Here is an 18120-nt window from a genome sequence, read left to right on the forward strand (position 1 = left end):
TTATTGCGGCGCAGGGCAGTTGGTGCCAATGGGTAAGCAGGCACCATTGCTGGCCAGGAATTGCACTGTCTGGTTTTGCATTTCCAGGTATACCGGGTCACTCGCTGGGTCGCCCGCCGGGAGAACGATGCTGGAATGAGTCCCACTATTGAAGAACACATGCTGTGGGCCACCAATGACCGTGGCAGAACTCACCGGAATATCCACGTCGGTGGTTGCCAAACTCATGGCGGCAACGAGGGGCTGCGTGCCAGAAAGGAAACCATCGACGATGGCTTCGGGGTTGCCGACGACATGGTTTGGAACTACGGCATCGCCGGCAACTTCAATCAGGTGAATAGGGTGCTCTTCAGCAGCCCGTGCAGCCCAGTTGATGGGGTCGCCAGGGTCACTGACTAACTGGGCGATGCGTAGGAAGTTTTCATAGTTATCGGTTCCCTCGAGAACCCCATTGTCCTCAAGGCCGGCGGCGATGACGGGCCCAAAGGTTTGAGAGCCATCTAGGAGCTTGGCAATACCACCGCCGGGCATGGCGAGTGTGGCAGCGCCGATGTCAGCAGTGAGTGCCAGCGTTGTGGTGCCAACGATTCCGCCCAGCGAATGGCCTACAAGGCGCACCTGCTCCGTGTTGAGGGTCTCGCTACCGTCTAGTCCTAGGCGGACATTGCCCAGCGACGCCAATAGGTGGAGCTGGTCAATAGCGGCCTGGCGCAAATTGTCTCTGGAGGTGGCTAGGCTGGTGAGGTTGATGAAGTGGCTGCCGGAGTCATCGACACTGCCATCCTGGTCCATGTCCGCATCGAAAGTACGTTCGGTGGTTCCGGGAACGCGCAATAGGCTGCCTGGAGCTACGCCATGTAAAGGCTGGTCGATGGCGATGGTGACAAAACCGGCCGCCGACAATGCTGGCGCAATGCCAAACATATTGCTGCGGTCGCCAGTGATGCCATGGATGAAGATGACCGTGGGCCAGCCGCCCGCGGGCATGCTGCCCTCAGGCCGGGTCAGTAGCACCGGCACTGTTTGCACCGAACGTTGCTGTGGGTCGGGGAAGCAAATAGTGGTGCTGGTTGGGCGCTGTAGCGCTGGGCAGGGTGCACCGAGACCGGGGTGAGTCGCACCGGCATTTTGATTGCCGTCGTTCACCCAGAAGGTGGTCAAGATGTTCTCCACGCGCTGCCCCTCTTCGGGGACCTGCGTGCTGTCGCTCAGGTAGTAAGGCAACTGTAGAAAGCCCGCGTAGACATCTGCGTCTCGGGGCAGCGGTGCCGGCATGGTCGGGTCCCCAGAGAGTGCTTGGGATAGGTTCAGACCCGAGTCTTGGACGCCGATAGTTTGTGCTTGAGCTTGGTCAGCCAAGCCACGTAGGCTGGGCGAGATGGACTGAGTGGTAAAGGACCAGGCCAAGACAATGTCGTTGCGCGCAATGGCTCCGCGACTGCTGGGCAATGCCTGGCTCAGGCCGACTAATCCCTCCACCACAGGCCCGATGAGTTGCTGTTGCAAGCCTTGGAGCACAGCGATATCCGCCTCGCGTCCGGCACGGGTGAGAGACAGCAGAATGCTACTGCTTTGCTCGCTCACAGGAGTCTCGCTGCGGAGTAGTGCGAAAACCTCGTTTTCCAAGGCGGGCTCACCCGCCGGTGAGCGCAGATTACTGGTAATGCCCACCAGATAGCGCGTTGATTCGTTCAAGGGGCGTAGCCAGTGGACGATGAGTCGTGTCCTTCCGCGAATGACTGCGGAGGCCTGCACCACAAAGTCCACCCCAGGTTCGAGTTCGCTTTGGCTGCCGGTGTCGAAGATGCGAATGCCATTGCTGGCGGCATCAACGTCCACTGGGCCCACCATGTCAAAGAACAAGTTAGCCGAGGTGGACCAGCCGTCCACAAGTCCAGGACCGACTAAGGAGGCATCCCCAAGCAATGGGTGCAGGTTCAATGTACCGTCAAAATTGTTATCGATCTCAGCCGCTGTGGGATCGTCGTCACTGGCATCTGTATCGGTGCCGAACAGCCCATCAAAGGGGAGGGGCACAATGGCTGAGCCCGTGCTACTGGTGGGCAGCACTATGGGATCAAACAGGGGCTTAGGGCCGAACGCGGTTCGACCTTCATCCTCGGTACTACAGCCGAATAGAAAAATAGCCGCGATTGCCGCAGCTGCATATTGTCTCCTCATCGCCGTTATCCCTTATGTGTTGAGCAACTGGCCAGTAAACCAATAGATGGTTAATCGGCTTCTGTCAAAATCTTGTAAAGAAGTGCTGACGTTAGCTCTGCGTAACGCGCCCGTAGCAGGCGTCACTCCGGGGTGAAAAGGCTGATGCAAAGGGCCTGCGCGCGCTACGAGACTCAGGCTGATCAAGGCCTTGTGCGCAGGTCATCCTTTAGTCGTAGAGGAGCTGCCAAGCCCTGGCACTGCGGATTTCGCGAGTTTCGCTGTGGCCGCAAGAATGAAGTAGCCACACCGCATGAGCGTAGAGCGGCTAGGCTGCACGGAATCCACAGGGCGGCACACGGTGGTGTCGGGCCACGACTACCAGCATGCGTTGTGCTGGCAGTGCTCCCATTTCGTAAGCGAAGGAAAAATTATGCGCGGCCAAGCGGCAGTCACACTCTTTCAATCCTTGCCGCCAGAAGTGCTGGCGAAGCTCGCGTTGGTCGGCACGCTAAAGACCTTTGCCGACAGGCAGTTAATTTGCAGTCGTGGAGCGCTGGATAGAGAGCTCAATATTGTGGAGCAGGGCGCCGTGCGGGTGAGTAATGTCGATCTAGAGGGGAAACGGACAGAAACCGCGATCTTGGAGCCTGGCGATAGCTTCGGAGAGTTCACTTTATTGGCGGGTACGCCACGTTTCTTCGATTTTTATGCCCATGGCCAAACCCATATTCGTTGCATCAACAAACGGCAGTTCGATGCTTTAATGCAAGAAGACGGTGCTTTTCGCGATGGGGTGTTGAGCATGCTGACCCATCGTCTACTGAGCGCAGTGAGCATTATTGAGGACATGCGGCGGTTGCCCTTGCCGGCGCAGTTAGCCAAGTTCTTGGTGCACTGTGCTGAAAGGCAGGATGATCAGCATTGGCAATACCGAGGCACGCAAGCAGACCTGGCCGACGCTCTGGGCGTCTCTCGGGTCGCCATCGGCCAGGCGCTCAAGGTTTTGCAGAAGCAAAGCCTCGTCCGCACGGGCTATGGCTGCGTGCATCTTGTGAACAAAGCTCGGTTGCAAAGCTGGCTGACGAAGCAGTCCAGCTGGGCTTAGGGTTTGCCGACAAAATGCAAAGTTCTTTGCATTGTTGTTCGTGTTCCCTTGCTAAGGTCCGCCGCAGGTGTTGCGGAGTACAGATTGAATGAAACCCGAAATTGTTCTGCTCATTGGCATTTTTGCCCTCTTTGCCTTGGCGGAAGCCTGGCGCACAGGCCTGCTCCACAAACCGGGCCAACGCCGCAAGGATGTCACGGTTGAGCTCATTGGTTCGGTTGTCTTATTGGCTGTGACGCAGCCCCTGGTACTGTTTAGCGCGGGGCTACTCATGGGCTGGCTGACCCCTGGGCTCGACAACGCTCTGGCCCAGACTTCCATTTGGCTGCAGTGTGGCCTGCTGCTGATTTTCGATGACATGGCTCAGTACTGGTGGCATCGCTGGTCGCACACACTTCCCTGGCTGTATAAGTTGCACCGCCCGCATCACGATGCCCCCTACATGAGTGTGCGCATTGTCTATCGCAACAATATTTTCTACTACTTGCTCATGCCCAGCTTGTGGTTTTCTGGCGCTTTGATTTATCTGGGCTTGGGGCCTGTTTACGCCGTGTATTTGGTGATTAAGCTCACCATTATTTACGGCGCGCACTGCGATGTGCGCTGGGATGCCCCCTTGTATCGCATCCCTTGGCTGGCGCCCATCATGTGGGTGGTGGAGCGCACCATCTCCACGCCCGCAACCCACTCCGCGCATCATGGTCGACACTTAAGTGATGGCGTGACGCACTACAAAGGCAACTTTGGAAATCTGTTGTTTTTTTGGGACGTGCTTTTTGGTACCGCCAAAATTACGCGCCGTTATCCGCCGGAGTTTGGCGTAGAAAACCTGCCGGAGGCCGGAGTGGGTGAGCAGTTGCTCTGGCCGCTAGTGCCTTCGCAGCGCCGGTCGAGCCTCAGCCATGATGAACAACAGACCGCCTCTATATGAACAATCAGGACACTAGACATCATGACTATCGGCATTATCGTTGGCTCCATGCAGGCCCATTCCAATAGCGCCAAAGTCGGGCGTTACCTTGCTGATCAACTGCAAAATCGCGGGCAGGCCAGCCTGACGCTGGATTTGGGTCGCGAGCCCTTGCCGCTGTGGGGCAGTATGGCCCCAGCGCAGACACGCAGCCACAGTGAGCGGCTGGAGGCGCTGACCACCGAGCTGGCCGCTTGTGAAGGCTTTGTCGTGATTAGCCCGGAATATCACGGTATGGCCCCAGCCGCACTCAAAAATGCGTTTTTGCATTTTGGCAGCACAGTGTTTGCGCACAAGCCTGGGTATTTGGTCGGTGTATCGGCGGGCAACGGCGGGGCCTATCCCATTGCCGAACTGCGCATGAGTAGCACCAAAAATCATCGCCTGTGCTACACGCCGGAGCATTGCATCGTCCGCCATGCCGATCAGGTCCTGAATGGCGAGCTCGACCCCGAGCATCAAGAGGATGCGCGCATTCGCAATCGCCTTAACTACGGCCTAGACATTCTGCTGGAGTACGCCAAGGCGCTGACCTTAGTGCGCCAAAGTGGTGTGGTCGACCATGCTCAGTTTGCCAATGGCATGTAGGCCAAGAGGCTGACTACCACCCAAGCAGGCTTGTCATTGTTGGGCCAAAGCTGACTCTGGACAGTGCAGGCCTTACCCTCGGCCGAGACTAAAGGCGTATTGGAGCGCAGGTCCGGCCATGTCTGAGCGAGTGATGGGCTAGGTGTCCATCAGCGAGCGGCATAGACCTCGGCCAGGAACTCGATGCCAAGGAACCAGCCCATAGTTGCCTAGTGCCTGAGGGAGGCGCTGAAGAAAGCCGCGAGCGAAGCAAGGTGGTCCGCCGCCAGAGCGCAGAAGCCGCAGCATATGGGCGATATGTGAGGCTTCTTTTGTTGACTGGCGAGCACCGCCGGCGGGGGCAGATTGCGAGCACGGCGATTTATTCAGCGCCTCCTGAGACCTTGTATGACGCGAGGAATATCGCCTGCAAACATGACCTGCAGGGCTTGCACGGCATCATAGCGATGGTCTTGCAGCATGCTCTGAATCAGCTCCAGCTCCGCCGGCACACAACACACCTCGTACATGTATCGCGCCAATGAGCTGGGTGCATCGCTGAATGTAGAGTTCTGGCTGTGCTCAAAGCTTTGCAACTGTGTGGCAAATCCCAGATTAGGCAGTACCTGAGGGCGTTTGGTCTGCACCACTCTGAAGGCCTCCCAGAAACTCAGCCTCTGGCTATGCATGAACCAGGCGATAACCAGACTAGCGGAACGACTGACTCCGGCCTCACAGTGAATGAGCACATGGCCCTGCGGATCGGCCGCCTGCGCCTGATGAATAAACTCGAATAGGCTCGGCAGATCCGCGAGCAAATCTTGCTGCAGATGGTCTTCCAAGCCTAGCTCCAGACGCTGGAAATGGGGCTCCAAAAAAGCCGTCTTGGGCATGTCTGAGGGGCGTAACGCGCTAACAACATGGGTGAGGCCTAAAGCCTTCAAGGGCTGAACATGTTCTGGGCGAGGGCAAGCTCCGAGGGATAGGGTCGTGCTTATCTCGCTGTAGCGCTCGGGTACGGGGTCGAGATTGAAGTCGAGGTCTACTCCGATGAGCGCCAGTACCTGATTGAGCGCCTTGTCAAAGAATGTAGCCATGGGCGCAGATCGCCGCGGAACTAGGCCTGCGGCGGGTACAGCTCAGGCAGGGCCTGTTGAGCATTCTGTTGAGCCGGGTGTGGCCGCTGCGGACGCTGTGACCAAGCCTGTGCAAAGCTCTGTGGCGACCATCCGGCACGCGCATAAAGATGCCGACTGAGTTGGCGCAGCTGATGCCCTAGTGGGTGCGGGTCTAGGGCTTGGGCGAGGCCTAGTAAGCCTTGGCTACCTTCGTCTTTGCAGACCAGCCAGCCCTGTTCCCGACCCCAGATGTGCATGGCGCGGGCCAGGGCAGGGGCGTCCTGCGATCTGAGTGCCTGGGCGACCAGCTTGGCTGCGTGCCCGGAGCCGGCCTCTACTTCCGGCCCGCGCGGTTTACGCCAAAGCCATAGGGCCCCGCCTAGGAGTGTGAATAACCACCCTGCCACAGCCGCTAAGGCAGCCGATTGCCATATCCGCAAAGACAGCTCCTGCGCTGACTCGCTGGCTTCTACAGCGCCTGCGGGTGGCGGTGCACTGGGGGCTACGGGCTGGGATGCTTGCGCCATCGGTGAGTTTTGCTCGCTCGCAGGTGCTGGCAGTGTGGCAGCGCTGGCGACCTCAAGTTGCCGAGGCGCTAATTGGGCTTCTTCCCAGCGCCCGCTTTGAGTGTTGAACCAGGGCAGGCGCACGCCAGGCAGCTCCAGCGTTCCTCCGTGTTGAGGGATATGCACAAAGCGTTGAATGAGCTCGGCGCTGACTCCGCCATCGTTGCGCCTGGCGGTTTGGCTCTGCGCTTCCTCGCTGTAGCTTTGGGCCTGGCTGCGAGGAGGGCGCGGCCATTGAAGATCCGGTAGCTGGGTGTGCAGCTGGCCATCTACTCGCAGCCGGATCACGCGGGTGATCGCTTCCTCGGCTTGAGCTTGGCCGCCACTGGCCTCAATAGAGTCTTCGATGATGACCCCACTTGCTGGCAACCACTGCGCATCTGCACGTTGCTTGGCTGGCTGCACATCAATACGGATGTCAGGGGCGACGGCCGTGACGCGTCGGGTCGGCACACTCAGGCTGGGAAAGCGGCTGCGGCGGCTGCGATCTACCACCTGTCCACTGAAAATGGGGCCAGGGATGCGGAGTTCACCCGGTTTTTCAGCAAAGGCTACATATTGGCGGTCCAGTACCCGATAGCGTGTATTACCAATGAGCGCGTCGCCATCATTGGATTCGCTAATTTTCTCGATCACTAGCCCCGGAACTTCGGGGTCGGGTAAGCGCCCAGACTCCAGGTCACCTGCGACATAAACCTGCAGCCGTAATCGGATTTCGGCACCAACCCAGGTTTGTGGGTCATCGGTGATGAATTGCGCAAACACCTCAGCATTGGCCTTGGCTTGCGGATCCGGTGCTTGGATTGTGATTCGAATAGGCTCGAAGGCCTCTCCATCCAGCGCCGGAAGTTGCAGTAACTCCTCGCCGGGGCGGTTACTGATCAGCTGGATTTGCCAACTGCGCGTGCTGCTGACTTGGCCGTTGATGATCTGCGTTGACTGCGATTGGCTACGTTGCAGCTCGCGCATGCCCTTGGGCAGGGCCGGCAACTGTGGCTCGCTACTGCCTGCCGGAGATTGGCGCACAGTCAGCGTGAAAACCTCACCGGCCAACACGGGGTTGGGCCGAATCTCGGCGCTTACCGCAGCCGCGCTCGTGCCCCAGCTCAGCGCCAGGGGTAGGGCGAGCACTGCGCGGCTGAATCGTTTGAGAAGTGGGTGTTGAATACTCATGATTCGGGGTCTTTTTCAGCGGTGGGCGCACGCAGGTCCAAACGCCGGAAGCGCTCGCGGAGTAATCGAGCCGGGTCGCTATCGACACGGTTCAGCCATTGCCGGATCTGCCTCTCTGCCTCATCGGCTTGTTCCGGGTTGGCTTGGGGGTCGGTGAGGCTGGCCAATGGCTCTGCTGCGTCATCTGCCTCGCTCTGTTCAGCCTGGCTTTGCCCCTGATCCTGACGCTCTGCCTGCTCCTCTGGCTGAGTGTTTGGGGGCGGCTCTGTGCTCGCTTGGTTTTGGTCTTCGCTGGAGGCATTTTGGGCAGACTCTGAATTCTGCTCGTTTTGCTCCCCAGCCTTGTCCTCGCCTTCACCGCTTTGCTGCTGGTTCTCAGCAGACTCCGGCGGCTGACCTTCAGGAGGCTGACCGTCGTCGCCCGACTGCTGCTCTGAACCTTGACCGGAGTTGTCTTGCTCATTCTCTTGCTCATCCTGTTCACGCTGTTTCAGGACCTCTTGCAGCACCTGGTAGTTGTGTGCTGCCGCTTCGAATTCCGGGTGGTCTTCCAGTATCTGGGCGAAGCCCTCCAAGGCAGACTCCAATTGGTTGGCTCTGGCTAAAGCCAAAGCCGCGTTGTAGCGGTCGCTGAGGCTGGTGCCTTGGCTGAGTGCCTGCGCTGCAGCCTCGGGGCGGCCCTGCTCGAGTAGGGCTCGTCCTGCCCAGCTCGAAGGCAGTTCCTCCGCAGGTACCGACTCGGGGTCGTTAATCCAGCGCTGCACAGCTTGGCGCTTTGGGTTGGCCCACCAATCGCTATCGGCAGCGAGCGCCGTCTGCGGACGCCACGCTAGGCTCATACCCAGGGTCAAAAACATGATCAGAAGGCCGTTCTGACTCAGGCGCCAGGCTAGCCACAACGACAGTGGCAGCAAAAACCAGATGCCATCATCACGGGCGATTGTGGACTCTCGGGCCGGATCGGCTTGGTTTTGCCCTTGAGAGCCTGCGCCTAAATCTGCCCAGCGCTGGCTATCCCAATCACTGATACTGGCCCAGCGTCCTTGTCCGGCCTGCGCCAGTTCCTGGTGAGCCTGCTCGTCAACGGCAGCCATCAACAGTTGGCCCCGGCCGTCGGTGGCAAAGCGGCCATTGGCGAGGGGTATAGGCGCACCGCCGGTGGTGCCTACTGACAGCACATGCGTCTGTATTCCCTGCATCGCGAGTTCACGGGCAAGCTCGCGGGTGCCGGGTCTTAAGCCTTGATCCACCACCATCAATATATGCCGCTGGCCGCTTCCTTCCGAGAACATGCTCGCTGCCAAGCGTAATCCCGCCAGGGTGTTGTGCCCACCGCCAGGCATGAGGTCAGGGCTGAGGGCCTGCAGCAAATGGCGAAGGGTGGGCATATCTTCGGTCAAGGGGCTTACTCTGTAGGCCCGTGAGGCAAAGCTCACCATTCCCACCCGTTGATCATCCTGGGCGAGCAGCCATTCCTCCAGGCTCAGCCGAGCTCGGGTGAGACGATCCGGACTGAGGTCCGTGGCGCGCAAGCTAGGAGAGAGGCCCAGGGCAATCACCGCCTCACGTGATGGCGGTACGGTAGGAACCTCGGTTTGGCCAAAGCTGGGGCCGGCCAGCGCTAAAACGGCGCAAACCCAGGCCAGCCCTAAACTCAATGCCTGCAGCCATCCCCGGCGCTGAGACTGCGTGGGTTGTGTGAGCACCGCGGCGCGTAGTTCAGGAGCAATCACGGCGTCCCAGGGGCTGCTTTGGCGCCGCCGCCGGCGTGTGCGCAGCAGCCACAACAAGGCCGGTGTTGCCGCCAATAGCCACAGCGCTGCCGGGCGGAGCAGAGTGACATCTGCTGGCCACATCATCCTCGGTGAACCTCGCGCAGTAGTTGCAACACTGCAAATAGCAGTGCGGCTACCAATGGCCACCAGAAAAACTCGCGTGGGGGTAGGCGATACTCTTCGGCAATGGCCTGAGGTTCGATGCGATTAAGCTGCGCGTAAACCTCCGCCAAGGAATCGCCCCCTTGCGCCACCAAGCTTATTCCTCCGCCAATGGTGGCCAGCCTTTGCAACTGTTCCCGATCCAGTCCACTTCCCAGCAGGCGACCAAACAGCCCCCGGCCGCGTGGTTGATCGCCAGATAGGCCGATAGTGTGAATGCGAATACCGGCGTCGGCGGCGAGTTGTGCGGCCTGTTCTGGCGTGAGTTGGCCGGCGTTGTTTTCGCCATCGGTGAGCAAAACAATGACTCTTTCGTCGGCTTGACTCGCATCCAGTAAATGCTCGGTGGCAACAGCGAGTGCGTCGCCAATAGCGGTTTTTTCACCGGCCAGTCCGACTTCAGCCTCACGCAGCATGTCTGCGGCGGTGGGCGTGTCCAGGGAGAGAGGCGTATACAAATGGGCGGTTTCGCCAAACAGAACCAAACCAATGCGGTCACCGCGCCGGCTGCGCAAAAACTCACCTGCGGCGGCCTGTACGGCCTGCAAGCGTGTGCGCACGGCGCCGTCCCAGATCACATCTTGCTCGTTCATCGAGCCAGACAGGTCCACAGCAAGCATTAAGTCTCGGCCTTCCGCCGGTAGGCGGATGGGATCGGCGGGAAGGACCGGCCGCATGAGGGCCACAACGACGAGGCTCCAACACAGCCAGAGTAACCAGGGTGTGGGCTGTGAGTCCGTCGTGCGCGCCGCACCAAGATCCGACGGAAGCCCTGGCAGGCGCAAGGCGGACACCGGCTGATCGCTAGGTGCGGCAGAGTTTAGTAAACGACGCAGCAGCCAAGGCGCCGGCCAGAGCAGCGCGAGCCAGGGCCAAACCCAACTGAGTTCTTGCCAAAGCGTAGTGCTCAACATTGGCGAATCCATCGCTTGGCGGCCTGCCAGTCGGTCTGGTCTAGCTGTACATCTGGTCGGTGCCCAGCACTGCTCAGCCGTTGGGCGGTGGCTTGATCTAAGGTCTGTAAGTGCTCGGCAAAGGCAGCGTCGCCGAGGCTGGCGACTTGAGGCCCAAGGCGGTAACGCGCCACGCGGCGCAGCAGACTAGACAATCCGGCGACATCGTCAGCATTGCGGCATTGCTGCCAATGCCGCAAGGCCTCACGCCGCCACGCTTGGCGTTGCCAACTGCGCCGCAGCCACCATAGGCCAAGTGTAAAAATGACAAATAAAGCCACCAATACGGCCCAGGCGGCGATGGAGGGCGGCCAGGCGCTGGGTAGCTCTGGCGTCATCGGCCCGTAGAGCGCTTCCATCCACGCGTTTGGCTCCTGCGTCATGGGCTGGCCACCAAATGGGGAGCGAGTTGCGCCAGGGCGGTGTGTTCGGTGCTCAGTGGCAGAACCAGGGCTCTGGCCGAACGGGCTAAGTTTTCCCAGGCAGTTTGCTGCTGCGCGTAGTGGGCCCGCCACGCCACACCATCTTGAGCAAAGTCTAGCCACACAACCTCGTCGCCATACTGCAGAGGAAACTGGCCCTGGGGGGGCGGCGAGGTCTCCAGCGGGTCTGTGATGGGCAGCAAAATGAGCTGGTGAGCGCGCATGGCCTCAGACCAGCTACGAATGCCGTCCTGATCCAGGCCGCGAAAATCGCTGGCGATGATGACAATGGCACCGGGTCCCAGGCTGCGCCGAGCATGTTGAGCGAGCTGCGACCAGCTGGTGCTGGCATCGGGTGCGCGCGTAGACCGCGCCGCGGTTGCATGACGCAGCCATGGCAGTAGTCCTGGAGCCCCGAGCCGAGGTTTGCAGTCGTGTAGAGCCTCATCCCAAACAATGCCGCCTAGGCGTTCTCGGCTATGTGCCGCAGTCCAACCCAGCAGGCTGAGCGCCTGCGTGGCAAGTACCGACTTGAACTGGCGCTGCGAGCCAAACTGCATACTGCTACGTCGGTCTAAGATGAGATGAACAGGCTGCTCATGCTCTTCTTTGAACAGCTTCACATGCATTTCGCCCGTTCGGGCCGTCACCCGCCAGTCGATGAAGCGGGGCTCGTCTCCGGGCTGATAACTGCGGTGTTCGTCAAAGGTCATCCCGCGCCCGCGCAGCCTGGGCACGTTGCCAGGGGTGGCCGGTAGCGGACGCAGGCCCAAGCGGCGCAAGGCAAAACGCCGCGCCGGGTACTGCAGCGCTAATAGTTCTTGAATGTCGCAGGCCGTGGGCGACATGGGTGTTAGGCGACGGGAACGACTTGCAATAAGCGGGCTATGACGGCATCACTGTCCAGGCCTTCAGCCTCAGCTTCATAGTGCAGGATGAGCCTGTGGCGCAGAACGTCGGGAGCAATAGCCTGGACGTCATCGGGGGCAACATGATCGCGGCCGTGGAGCCAGGCATGGGCGCGGGCACAGCGCTCCAGGGCAATACTTGCGCGCGGGCTGCCGCCATGCGCGATGTAGTTGCCTAAGTCGGCTCCGTAGCGCTCAGGACTACGTGTGCTCAGTATCAACTCGACAATATAGTCTTCGACGGCATCGGCAAGATGGAGCTCCAGGATCTCCTGGCGGGCTTGTTCGATTTGCGCCGAAGACAGCTGCGGCGGGGCGGCCGCTACGCTGTGTTTGGCCTCATTGCGAGCCAGACGCAAAATGGCGCGTTCGCTGGCGGCATCAGGGTAATCCACACGCACTTTCATCAAGAATCGGTCCATCTGCGCCTCAGGCAGTGGATAGGTGCCTTCCTGCTCCAGAGGGTTTTGGGTGGCCATCACGAAAAAGGGCGTGGGTAACTGATGGGTCGTTTGACCAACAGTGATCTGTCGTTCGGCCATGGCTTCCAGCAGTGCGGACTGCACTTTGGCGGGTGCCCGGTTGATTTCATCTGCCAGTAGCAGGTTATGAAAGAGTGGCCCGCGAACGAACTGGAAATTGCCTTCGTCGGGTCGGTAAACATCGGTGCCGATGAGATCTCCGGGCAGCAGATCTGGGGTGAACTGCAAACGATGGAAATCCGCCTCCAGGCCAGAGGCCAGGGCTTTAATCGCCGTGGTTTTGGCCAGTCCAGGGGCGCCTTCCACGAGAAGATGCCCATCGGCCAGCAGGGCAATCAGCAGGCGCTGCACCAGATTGGCTTGCCCGAGGATGTGGGATTGGAGGTGGTTGTCTAGCGTCTGAAAGGCGTTGCGAACCGACATAAGATCCTAAGCGTGTACAAATGCATGAGCAGGCAAGCCCGCCAATATAGCGACTATGGATGGGCGGAGGCGGCCAAAGTTCCCCAGCGCCATAAACAAGCACGGCCCCGTAGGGCCGTGTGACTAAGCTCTATTGTGCGTCATGAAGCAGAGTGCGCTGGGCACTCTGCAACCATGAGGCTTATCGAGCAAGTTACTCCTTGGCGAAATCGTAGCGAATACCGGCGTAGATTTCGTCTAACTCCAAGGTGTTGTAGTTGTCGTAATTCAACACGGCAGCCCATTGGCCGAAGCGGTAAGCCACGTTCAGTCCCAAAATTTGCTCGGCGTCATCACCAGTGCCGGGGAACTCATCATCGAAGGCACGGTATTGGTAACGAGCGGCAAGCTCCAAGTTGGTGTAAACCTCGCCACGGAGGCCAACATGGGCGCCAAAGCCTGAGGTGTCGCCGGTGCCATTTGCATTAAAGGCTTTGGTTTGCGCGCCTGGACACACAATGATGACCTCGCAGATCGCTCCGATGGGGTCGAAGCCACCGCCGCCATCATCGCCATCGTCATTGTTGTCCGAGTCAGGGTTTTGGCTGCCGCTAGCTCCGCGGCCGCCTAAATCAAGCATTTCGTAACTGAGTCCGCCAAAGACTTGGTACTTTCCGGACTCTACCAAGGGGTAAGCGTAGCCAGCGCCAAAGCTCAGAAAGTCGATCTCCGCAGTGGCGCCCGCATCATTCTCAAGCTCGCGTGACGAGTAGGCGGTCTGCAGATACACATTGTCCCAGACGTTGTAGAACAGTTCGGCGCCAAAACCGTCGCCATCAGCTTGGTCGCTTTCAGAATAGGTGTATTGCAGCGTGAGATTGTTGAAATCTAAACCATGGTCGGATGCGGTCACAGCTAAGCTGCCCGCCGCCAATACCGTGGCGGTCAAAAGACGAATGCTCAAGGGTTGCCTCCCGAGTACTAAAGACAAAAATCGATATGAACGGCGGCGCTTCAGCTGCGCTCGCTTGGGGAGCAATAATGCCTGAGTACGAAGCCCGGTGGGATACGCTGCAGGTGTAGGAATGGTCGGGGTGACAGGATTTGAACCTACGACTTCCACCTCCCGAAGATGGCGCTCTACCAGGCTGAGCTACACCCCGACGTAATTCCTAAGGCAATGTCGCCGGTTTAAGCTTTGCGGCGCGCCGCGAAATGGGCAAGCTCGATCAAAGCTTCGCGCGCAGCGCCTTGAGGAAAGCCCTCGGCAATTTGGGCGGCGCGGGAAGCCGCCTCTTCAGCGCGGCGCGCAGTATAGGCGATGCCTCCGGTCTCGGCAATGGCCGCTTGGGCCTCGGCCCAAGCCTCGCGCCCCTGCTTTTCAATGCTGGCTATGAGCGTATCGCGGCGTTTCTCTGGCAGTTCGCGCAGAGCATGAATGAGCGGCAATGTATATTTGCCTTCGGCTAAATCGTCGCCGGGGTCTTTACCCATTTCGCCAGCGCTGGCGGTGTAATCCAGACTGTCGTCGGCAAGCTGAAAGGCAAGCCCGAGCTGGTCGCCGTACTCTGCATAGCGCCTGGCCTGTTCGGCACTTGCGCCAGCTAGGAGGCTGGCACATTCCACCGCAGCTTCGAACAAAACTGCGGTTTTTCGGCGGCAGACCTCTAAATAAGTTTGCTCTGTAATGTCGGCCTGATGCGACAGCATCAGCTGCATCACTTCGCCCTCGGCGATGCGATTGGTCGTGCGGGCAAGAATTTGGAGCACACCCATGTGGTTCAGCGTGACCATGAGCTCGAAGGCTCGGGAGTACAAAAAATCGCCGGTGAGTACGCTGGCAGCGTTACCCCACAAGGCATTTGCGGTTTGTTGCCCGCGCCGCATGCCAGAGTTATCCACCACATCATCATGCAATAAGGTGGCGGTGTGAATGAATTCCACGACCGCAGCCATTGTGGTCTGCGCTGGGGCATCGGGGGCGATGGCGCGCCCAGTCAGCAAGGTGATGGCGGGACGTAGGCGCTTGCCGCCGCTACCGACAATATGGCGTCCCATCTGTTCGATGATCACCACGTCGCTGTTCAGGTTGTCCACAATAAATGCGTCCAATGCGGCCATATCGGCCTGTACTGGCGCTAGGAAATCCAATGCCACCATCGTGTCCGGCAAAATTGAGCGAGGATAAGCGTAGCAGGTGAGCAAGAGTTCTGGCGTGGTCCCTTGACGAACTCCTGAATTGCAGAGGATAATGCGCGGCTTCGTTAAAGAACTACCACGGGATTGTGACGATGTATGCCGTCATTGAAACCGGGGGCAAGCAGTACCGCGTGTCTCCCGGCGATATTCTCAAAATTGAGCGCCTGCCGGCCGAAGCTGGCTCCAGTGTGACCTTTGACCGCGTGCTGATGATCGGAGGCGATACGCCCAAGATTGGATCACCTGTGGTTGAGGGTGGCAAAGTGACCGCTGAAGTGCAGGAGCACGGCAAGGGCGATAAGGTCACCATTATCAAATTTAAGCGGCGTCAAAAGTACCGTCGGAAGCAGGGTCATCGCCAGATGTACACCCAGGTCCGTATCACTGACATCAGCGCCTAAGCTTCAGGAGGTTAAACACTCATGGCACATAAAAAGGCAGGCGGTAGTACTCGTAACGGCCGCGATTCAGAATCCAAACGACTAGGCGTTAAGCGCTTCGGCGGCGAAATGGTCACGGCTGGCAGCATCATCGTGCGCCAACGTGGGACCCGTTTCCGCCCTGGCAGCAACGCTGGTATGGGAACCGACCACACCATCTACGCCAAAGTTGATGGGCGGGTCGAGTTTCAAATCAAGGGCGCCCAAAAGCGCAAAACCATCGCTATTGTTCCCGCCGCTGAATAATCAGCTGCGAACCTTGACACTAAAGCCTCGCCCCAGGGCGGGGCTTTTTTATGCGCCTGAACCATGAAATTTGTCGATGAAGCCATAATCTCGGTCCAAGCTGGCAACGGCGGTGCCGGGGCGGTCAGCTTTCGCCGCGAAAAGTACATCCCTCGTGGTGGTCCTGACGGCGGTGATGGTGGAGACGGGGGTAGCGTATGGCTAGAAGGTCTAGAGGGCCTGGCGACCCTGTCGGAATTTCGCGTTCAGCGGCGCTTTGCAGCGGGTAACGGCCGGCCGGGATCGGGGCGCAACAAGACCGGCCCCAAGGGCGCGGACTGTGTGGTGGAAGTCCCTTGTGGCACCTTGGTTTACGACCATGCTTCGGATGAGCTCATTGGCGAAGTGTTAAGCCATGGTCAGCGTTTGAAGGTGGCCCAAGGGGGATTTCACGGTATTGGTAACGCGCGCTATAAAAGCAGTACCAACCGGGCTCCACGGCAGAGCTCTCCGGGCACACCCGGAGACCAGCGTAAATTGCGTTTGGAGCTGAAATTGCTCGCCGACGTTGGGCTCTTGGGTTTGCCCAATGCGGGGAAAAGTACCTTTCTAGCTGCCGCATCTGCTGCCCGGCCTAAGATTGCGAACTACCCCTTCACCACCTTGCATCCGCAGCTAGGTATTGTCGATTTTCCTGATCGGGCTGGGTACTCCATCGTTGATATTCCCGGCTTGATCGAGGGGGCAGCCCAGGGTGCTGGGCTGGGGGTACAGTTTTTGCGGCATTTGTCCAGGACCCGCGTCTTATTGCACCTGGTGGATGCATCCAATGAGCCTGGAGTTCCGGATATTCAAGAACAGATCCGGACCATTGAGGCGGAATTGGCACAATTCGACTCGGGCTTGCTGAAAGGCCGTCCGCGCTGGCTGGTGCTCAACAAAATCGACGTGCTGAATGAGTCAGATCGTGCCCAAGCCTTGGCGTTGGCTCAGACACTGGCGCAGCGGGTCTTTACAATATCAGCTGCAACGCGAGAAGGCGTGCCTGACTTGCTCAATCATATTGCGAGTTGGCTGCAAGACCTCCGCGCCGAAGACGCCGCGCCAGATCCGGACGCGCCCGCGCCAGAGCCCCCGCATACCGGGGATCCGCGCGAGGCTTAAGCCTCATAAGGAGAGCATATGAACGAATTATGGGTGATTAAACTCGGCTCATCGCTGATTACCCAACATGGACGTTGTTTAGATCGCGATTGGATCGCGCAAATGGCGGCACAAATCTCTCAGCTCCACTCGCGTGGCATAGGTGCTGTGGTGGTGAGCTCGGGTGCGGTCGCCGCCGGCTTGCAGGCTTTGCAAATGGATGGGCGACCAGAGGAGCTGGAAGAGCTGCAAGGCGCCGCTGCCGTGGGCCAGCCTCTGGTGATGCAAGCTTGGTCTCAGGCTCTGCGAGACAATGGTCTGCGCGTCGCGCAAATTCTGCTCAGCCACGACGATGCCCGGCTGCGTGAGCGCTATTTGAATTTGCGCGCCATGGTTCGCCGCCTGGTCGAGTATGGAGTGATACCGATCATTAACGAAAATGACTCGGTATGTACGGACGAAATCAAGTTTGGAGACAACGATCGCCTTGCGGCCATGGTTGCCGACCTTGCGGGCGCCCAGCGTTTGGTATTAGCCACAGATCAATGGGGTTTGCTCACTGCGGATCCGCGCAAAGACCCGGCTGCACGCCGCATTACCCGCGCTGATGCTGGCGACGCCCGCCTGGATGCGATGGCCGGCGACGGCGGCAAACTGGGGCAGGGCGGTATGCGCACCAAGCTGGATGCGGCGCGGCGCTCGGCCCGGAGTGGGGTCAACACCTGGATTGTGCATGGGCGCCAACCGAATCTTTTGCCAGGATTGGTGGACGGCGTGGTTCCAGGAACGGAGCTTTTGGCGCCCACCGGTGACGGTGTGTGGAACGCACGTCGGCGCTGGTTGGGTACAGCCTTGCACGTCGAGGGCGATGTCATCATCGATGCTGGTGCGGCTAAGGTGTTGAGTACCGGCGAGGCTAGCTTGCTTCCTGTTGGTGTCGTAGATGTGCGCGGTGAGTTCTTGTCCGGGGACTTGGTGCGCTGCTTGGATCCAGAAGGTCATGAGGTGGCGCGCGGGCTTATCAATTATGCCGCCGCCGATATGCTGCGCTTATGCGGTGCCAAGGGTCATGAGATCGAAGCGCGACTGGGCCGTGAAGGCGATGCTGAGGTTATTCACCGCGACAACCTACTCATTTCTGGTGGCGATTTAGGCTAGAAGTCTACAGCTCGCGGGGTGATCTGTACTGAACGTCTAGCGCGTAAGGCTGAGGTCGCTACTACCAGTGTTATTGCAGCCGGCCCATCCTCATGATCTGCGCTGAGTGCGTCTTAGCGCGGCTGTGTCTCTTTGCAGTGCTAACGAGCGCTTGGCGAGAGTGTGTACAGGCGAGATCTCGGCTGGTCT

At 59.2% G+C, this 18120-nt stretch carries 17 protein-coding genes and 1 tRNA gene; 7 read left to right on the top strand and 11 right to left on the bottom strand.

Going from position 1 to position 18120, the window contains the following annotated elements:
- Positions 1-2181 (bottom strand): alpha/beta fold hydrolase, encoded by a 2181-nt coding sequence (locus KI787_12335; GenBank protein MBV6630742.1) that lies wholly within the window; start codon positions 2179-2181, stop codon positions 1-3.
- A gap of 292 nt (positions 2182-2473) precedes the next feature.
- Here KI787_12335 and KI787_12340 point away from each other — a divergent pair, with 292 nt between their 5' ends.
- The 3 genes from KI787_12340 to KI787_12350 all read left to right on the top strand — a co-directional run bounded on the left by KI787_12340 (position 2474) and on the right by KI787_12350 (position 4826).
- Positions 2474-3268, top strand: a complete 795-nt coding sequence (locus KI787_12340; protein MBV6630743.1) for a Crp/Fnr family transcriptional regulator — start codon at positions 2474-2476, stop codon at positions 3266-3268.
- An 88-nt stretch (positions 3269-3356) separates the two neighbouring features.
- On the top strand, positions 3357-4199 hold the full coding sequence (locus KI787_12345; protein MBV6630744.1) for a sterol desaturase family protein: 843 nt from the start codon (positions 3357-3359) through the stop codon (positions 4197-4199).
- 21 nt (positions 4200-4220) lie between these two features.
- A complete protein-coding gene (locus tag KI787_12350) occupies positions 4221-4826 on the top strand; it encodes an NAD(P)H-dependent oxidoreductase (GenBank protein ID MBV6630745.1) in 606 nt (201 codons plus the stop codon).
- Positions 4827-5191: 365 nt separating this feature from the next.
- Here KI787_12350 and KI787_12355 read toward each other — a convergent pair whose 3' ends face one another.
- The 10 genes from KI787_12355 to KI787_12400 form a co-directional block, all read right to left on the bottom strand.
- Positions 5192-5902, bottom strand: a complete 711-nt coding sequence (locus KI787_12355) for a dual specificity protein phosphatase family protein (protein MBV6630746.1) — start codon at positions 5900-5902, stop codon at positions 5192-5194.
- A 20-nt stretch (positions 5903-5922) separates the two neighbouring features.
- Entirely contained in the window at positions 5923-7662 is a 1740-nt protein-coding gene (locus KI787_12360; GenBank protein ID MBV6630747.1) for a BatD family protein, read from the bottom strand.
- Complete coding sequence (locus tag KI787_12365; GenBank protein ID MBV6630748.1) at positions 7659-9521, bottom strand: VWA domain-containing protein; 1863 nt, start codon at positions 9519-9521, stop codon at positions 7659-7661. Before KI787_12365 ends, KI787_12360 begins: the two co-directional genes overlap by 4 nt.
- Complete coding sequence (locus KI787_12370) at positions 9518-10513, bottom strand: VWA domain-containing protein (protein ID MBV6630749.1); 996 nt, start codon at positions 10511-10513, stop codon at positions 9518-9520. The genes KI787_12365 and KI787_12370 overlap by 4 nt, the downstream gene beginning before the upstream one ends.
- Positions 10507-10935 (bottom strand): DUF4381 domain-containing protein, encoded by a 429-nt coding sequence (locus tag KI787_12375; GenBank protein MBV6630750.1) that lies wholly within the window; start codon positions 10933-10935, stop codon positions 10507-10509. The genes KI787_12370 and KI787_12375 overlap by 7 nt, the downstream gene beginning before the upstream one ends.
- Positions 10932-11822, bottom strand: a complete 891-nt coding sequence (locus KI787_12380) for a DUF58 domain-containing protein (protein ID MBV6630751.1) — start codon at positions 11820-11822, stop codon at positions 10932-10934. The genes KI787_12375 and KI787_12380 overlap by 4 nt, the downstream gene beginning before the upstream one ends.
- Positions 11823-11827: 5 nt before the next feature.
- Positions 11828-12787 carry a MoxR family ATPase gene (locus KI787_12385; GenBank protein MBV6630752.1) on the bottom strand — a complete coding sequence of 320 codons (960 nt, stop codon included), beginning with the start codon at positions 12785-12787 and terminating at the stop codon, positions 11828-11830.
- 193 nt (positions 12788-12980) lie between these two features.
- Positions 12981-13730, bottom strand: a complete 750-nt coding sequence (locus KI787_12390) for an outer membrane beta-barrel protein (protein MBV6630753.1) — start codon at positions 13728-13730, stop codon at positions 12981-12983.
- Between the two features lie 122 nt (positions 13731-13852).
- Positions 13853-13929 (bottom strand) — tRNA-Pro (locus KI787_12395).
- Positions 13930-13957: 28 nt separating this feature from the next.
- Positions 13958-14926: a polyprenyl synthetase family protein gene (locus tag KI787_12400; protein ID MBV6630754.1), complete on the bottom strand. Its 969-nt coding sequence runs from the start codon at positions 14924-14926 to the stop codon at positions 13958-13960.
- A 131-nt stretch (positions 14927-15057) separates the two neighbouring features.
- Between KI787_12400 and rplU the strand changes: the two genes are divergently transcribed.
- The 4 genes from rplU (at position 15058) to proB (ending at position 17931) form a co-directional block, all read left to right on the top strand.
- A complete protein-coding gene (rplU, locus tag KI787_12405) occupies positions 15058-15366 on the top strand; it encodes a 50S ribosomal protein L21 (protein ID MBV6630755.1) in 309 nt (102 codons plus the stop codon).
- 21 nt (positions 15367-15387) lie between these two features.
- Positions 15388-15651: a 50S ribosomal protein L27 gene (rpmA, locus tag KI787_12410; GenBank protein ID MBV6630756.1), complete on the top strand. Its 264-nt coding sequence runs from the start codon at positions 15388-15390 to the stop codon at positions 15649-15651.
- A gap of 63 nt (positions 15652-15714) precedes the next feature.
- Positions 15715-16794, top strand: coding sequence for a GTPase ObgE (obgE, locus tag KI787_12415; GenBank protein MBV6630757.1), 1080 nt, complete (start codon positions 15715-15717; stop codon positions 16792-16794).
- 18 nt (positions 16795-16812) lie between these two features.
- Positions 16813-17931, top strand: coding sequence for a glutamate 5-kinase (gene proB, locus KI787_12420; protein MBV6630758.1), 1119 nt, complete (start codon positions 16813-16815; stop codon positions 17929-17931).
- Positions 17932-18120 lie beyond the last annotated feature (189 nt).

The sequence above is a fragment of the Oceanococcus sp. HetDA_MAG_MS8 genome (assembly GCA_019192445.1).
Classification (GTDB): Bacteria; Pseudomonadota; Gammaproteobacteria; order Nevskiales; family Oceanococcaceae; genus MS8.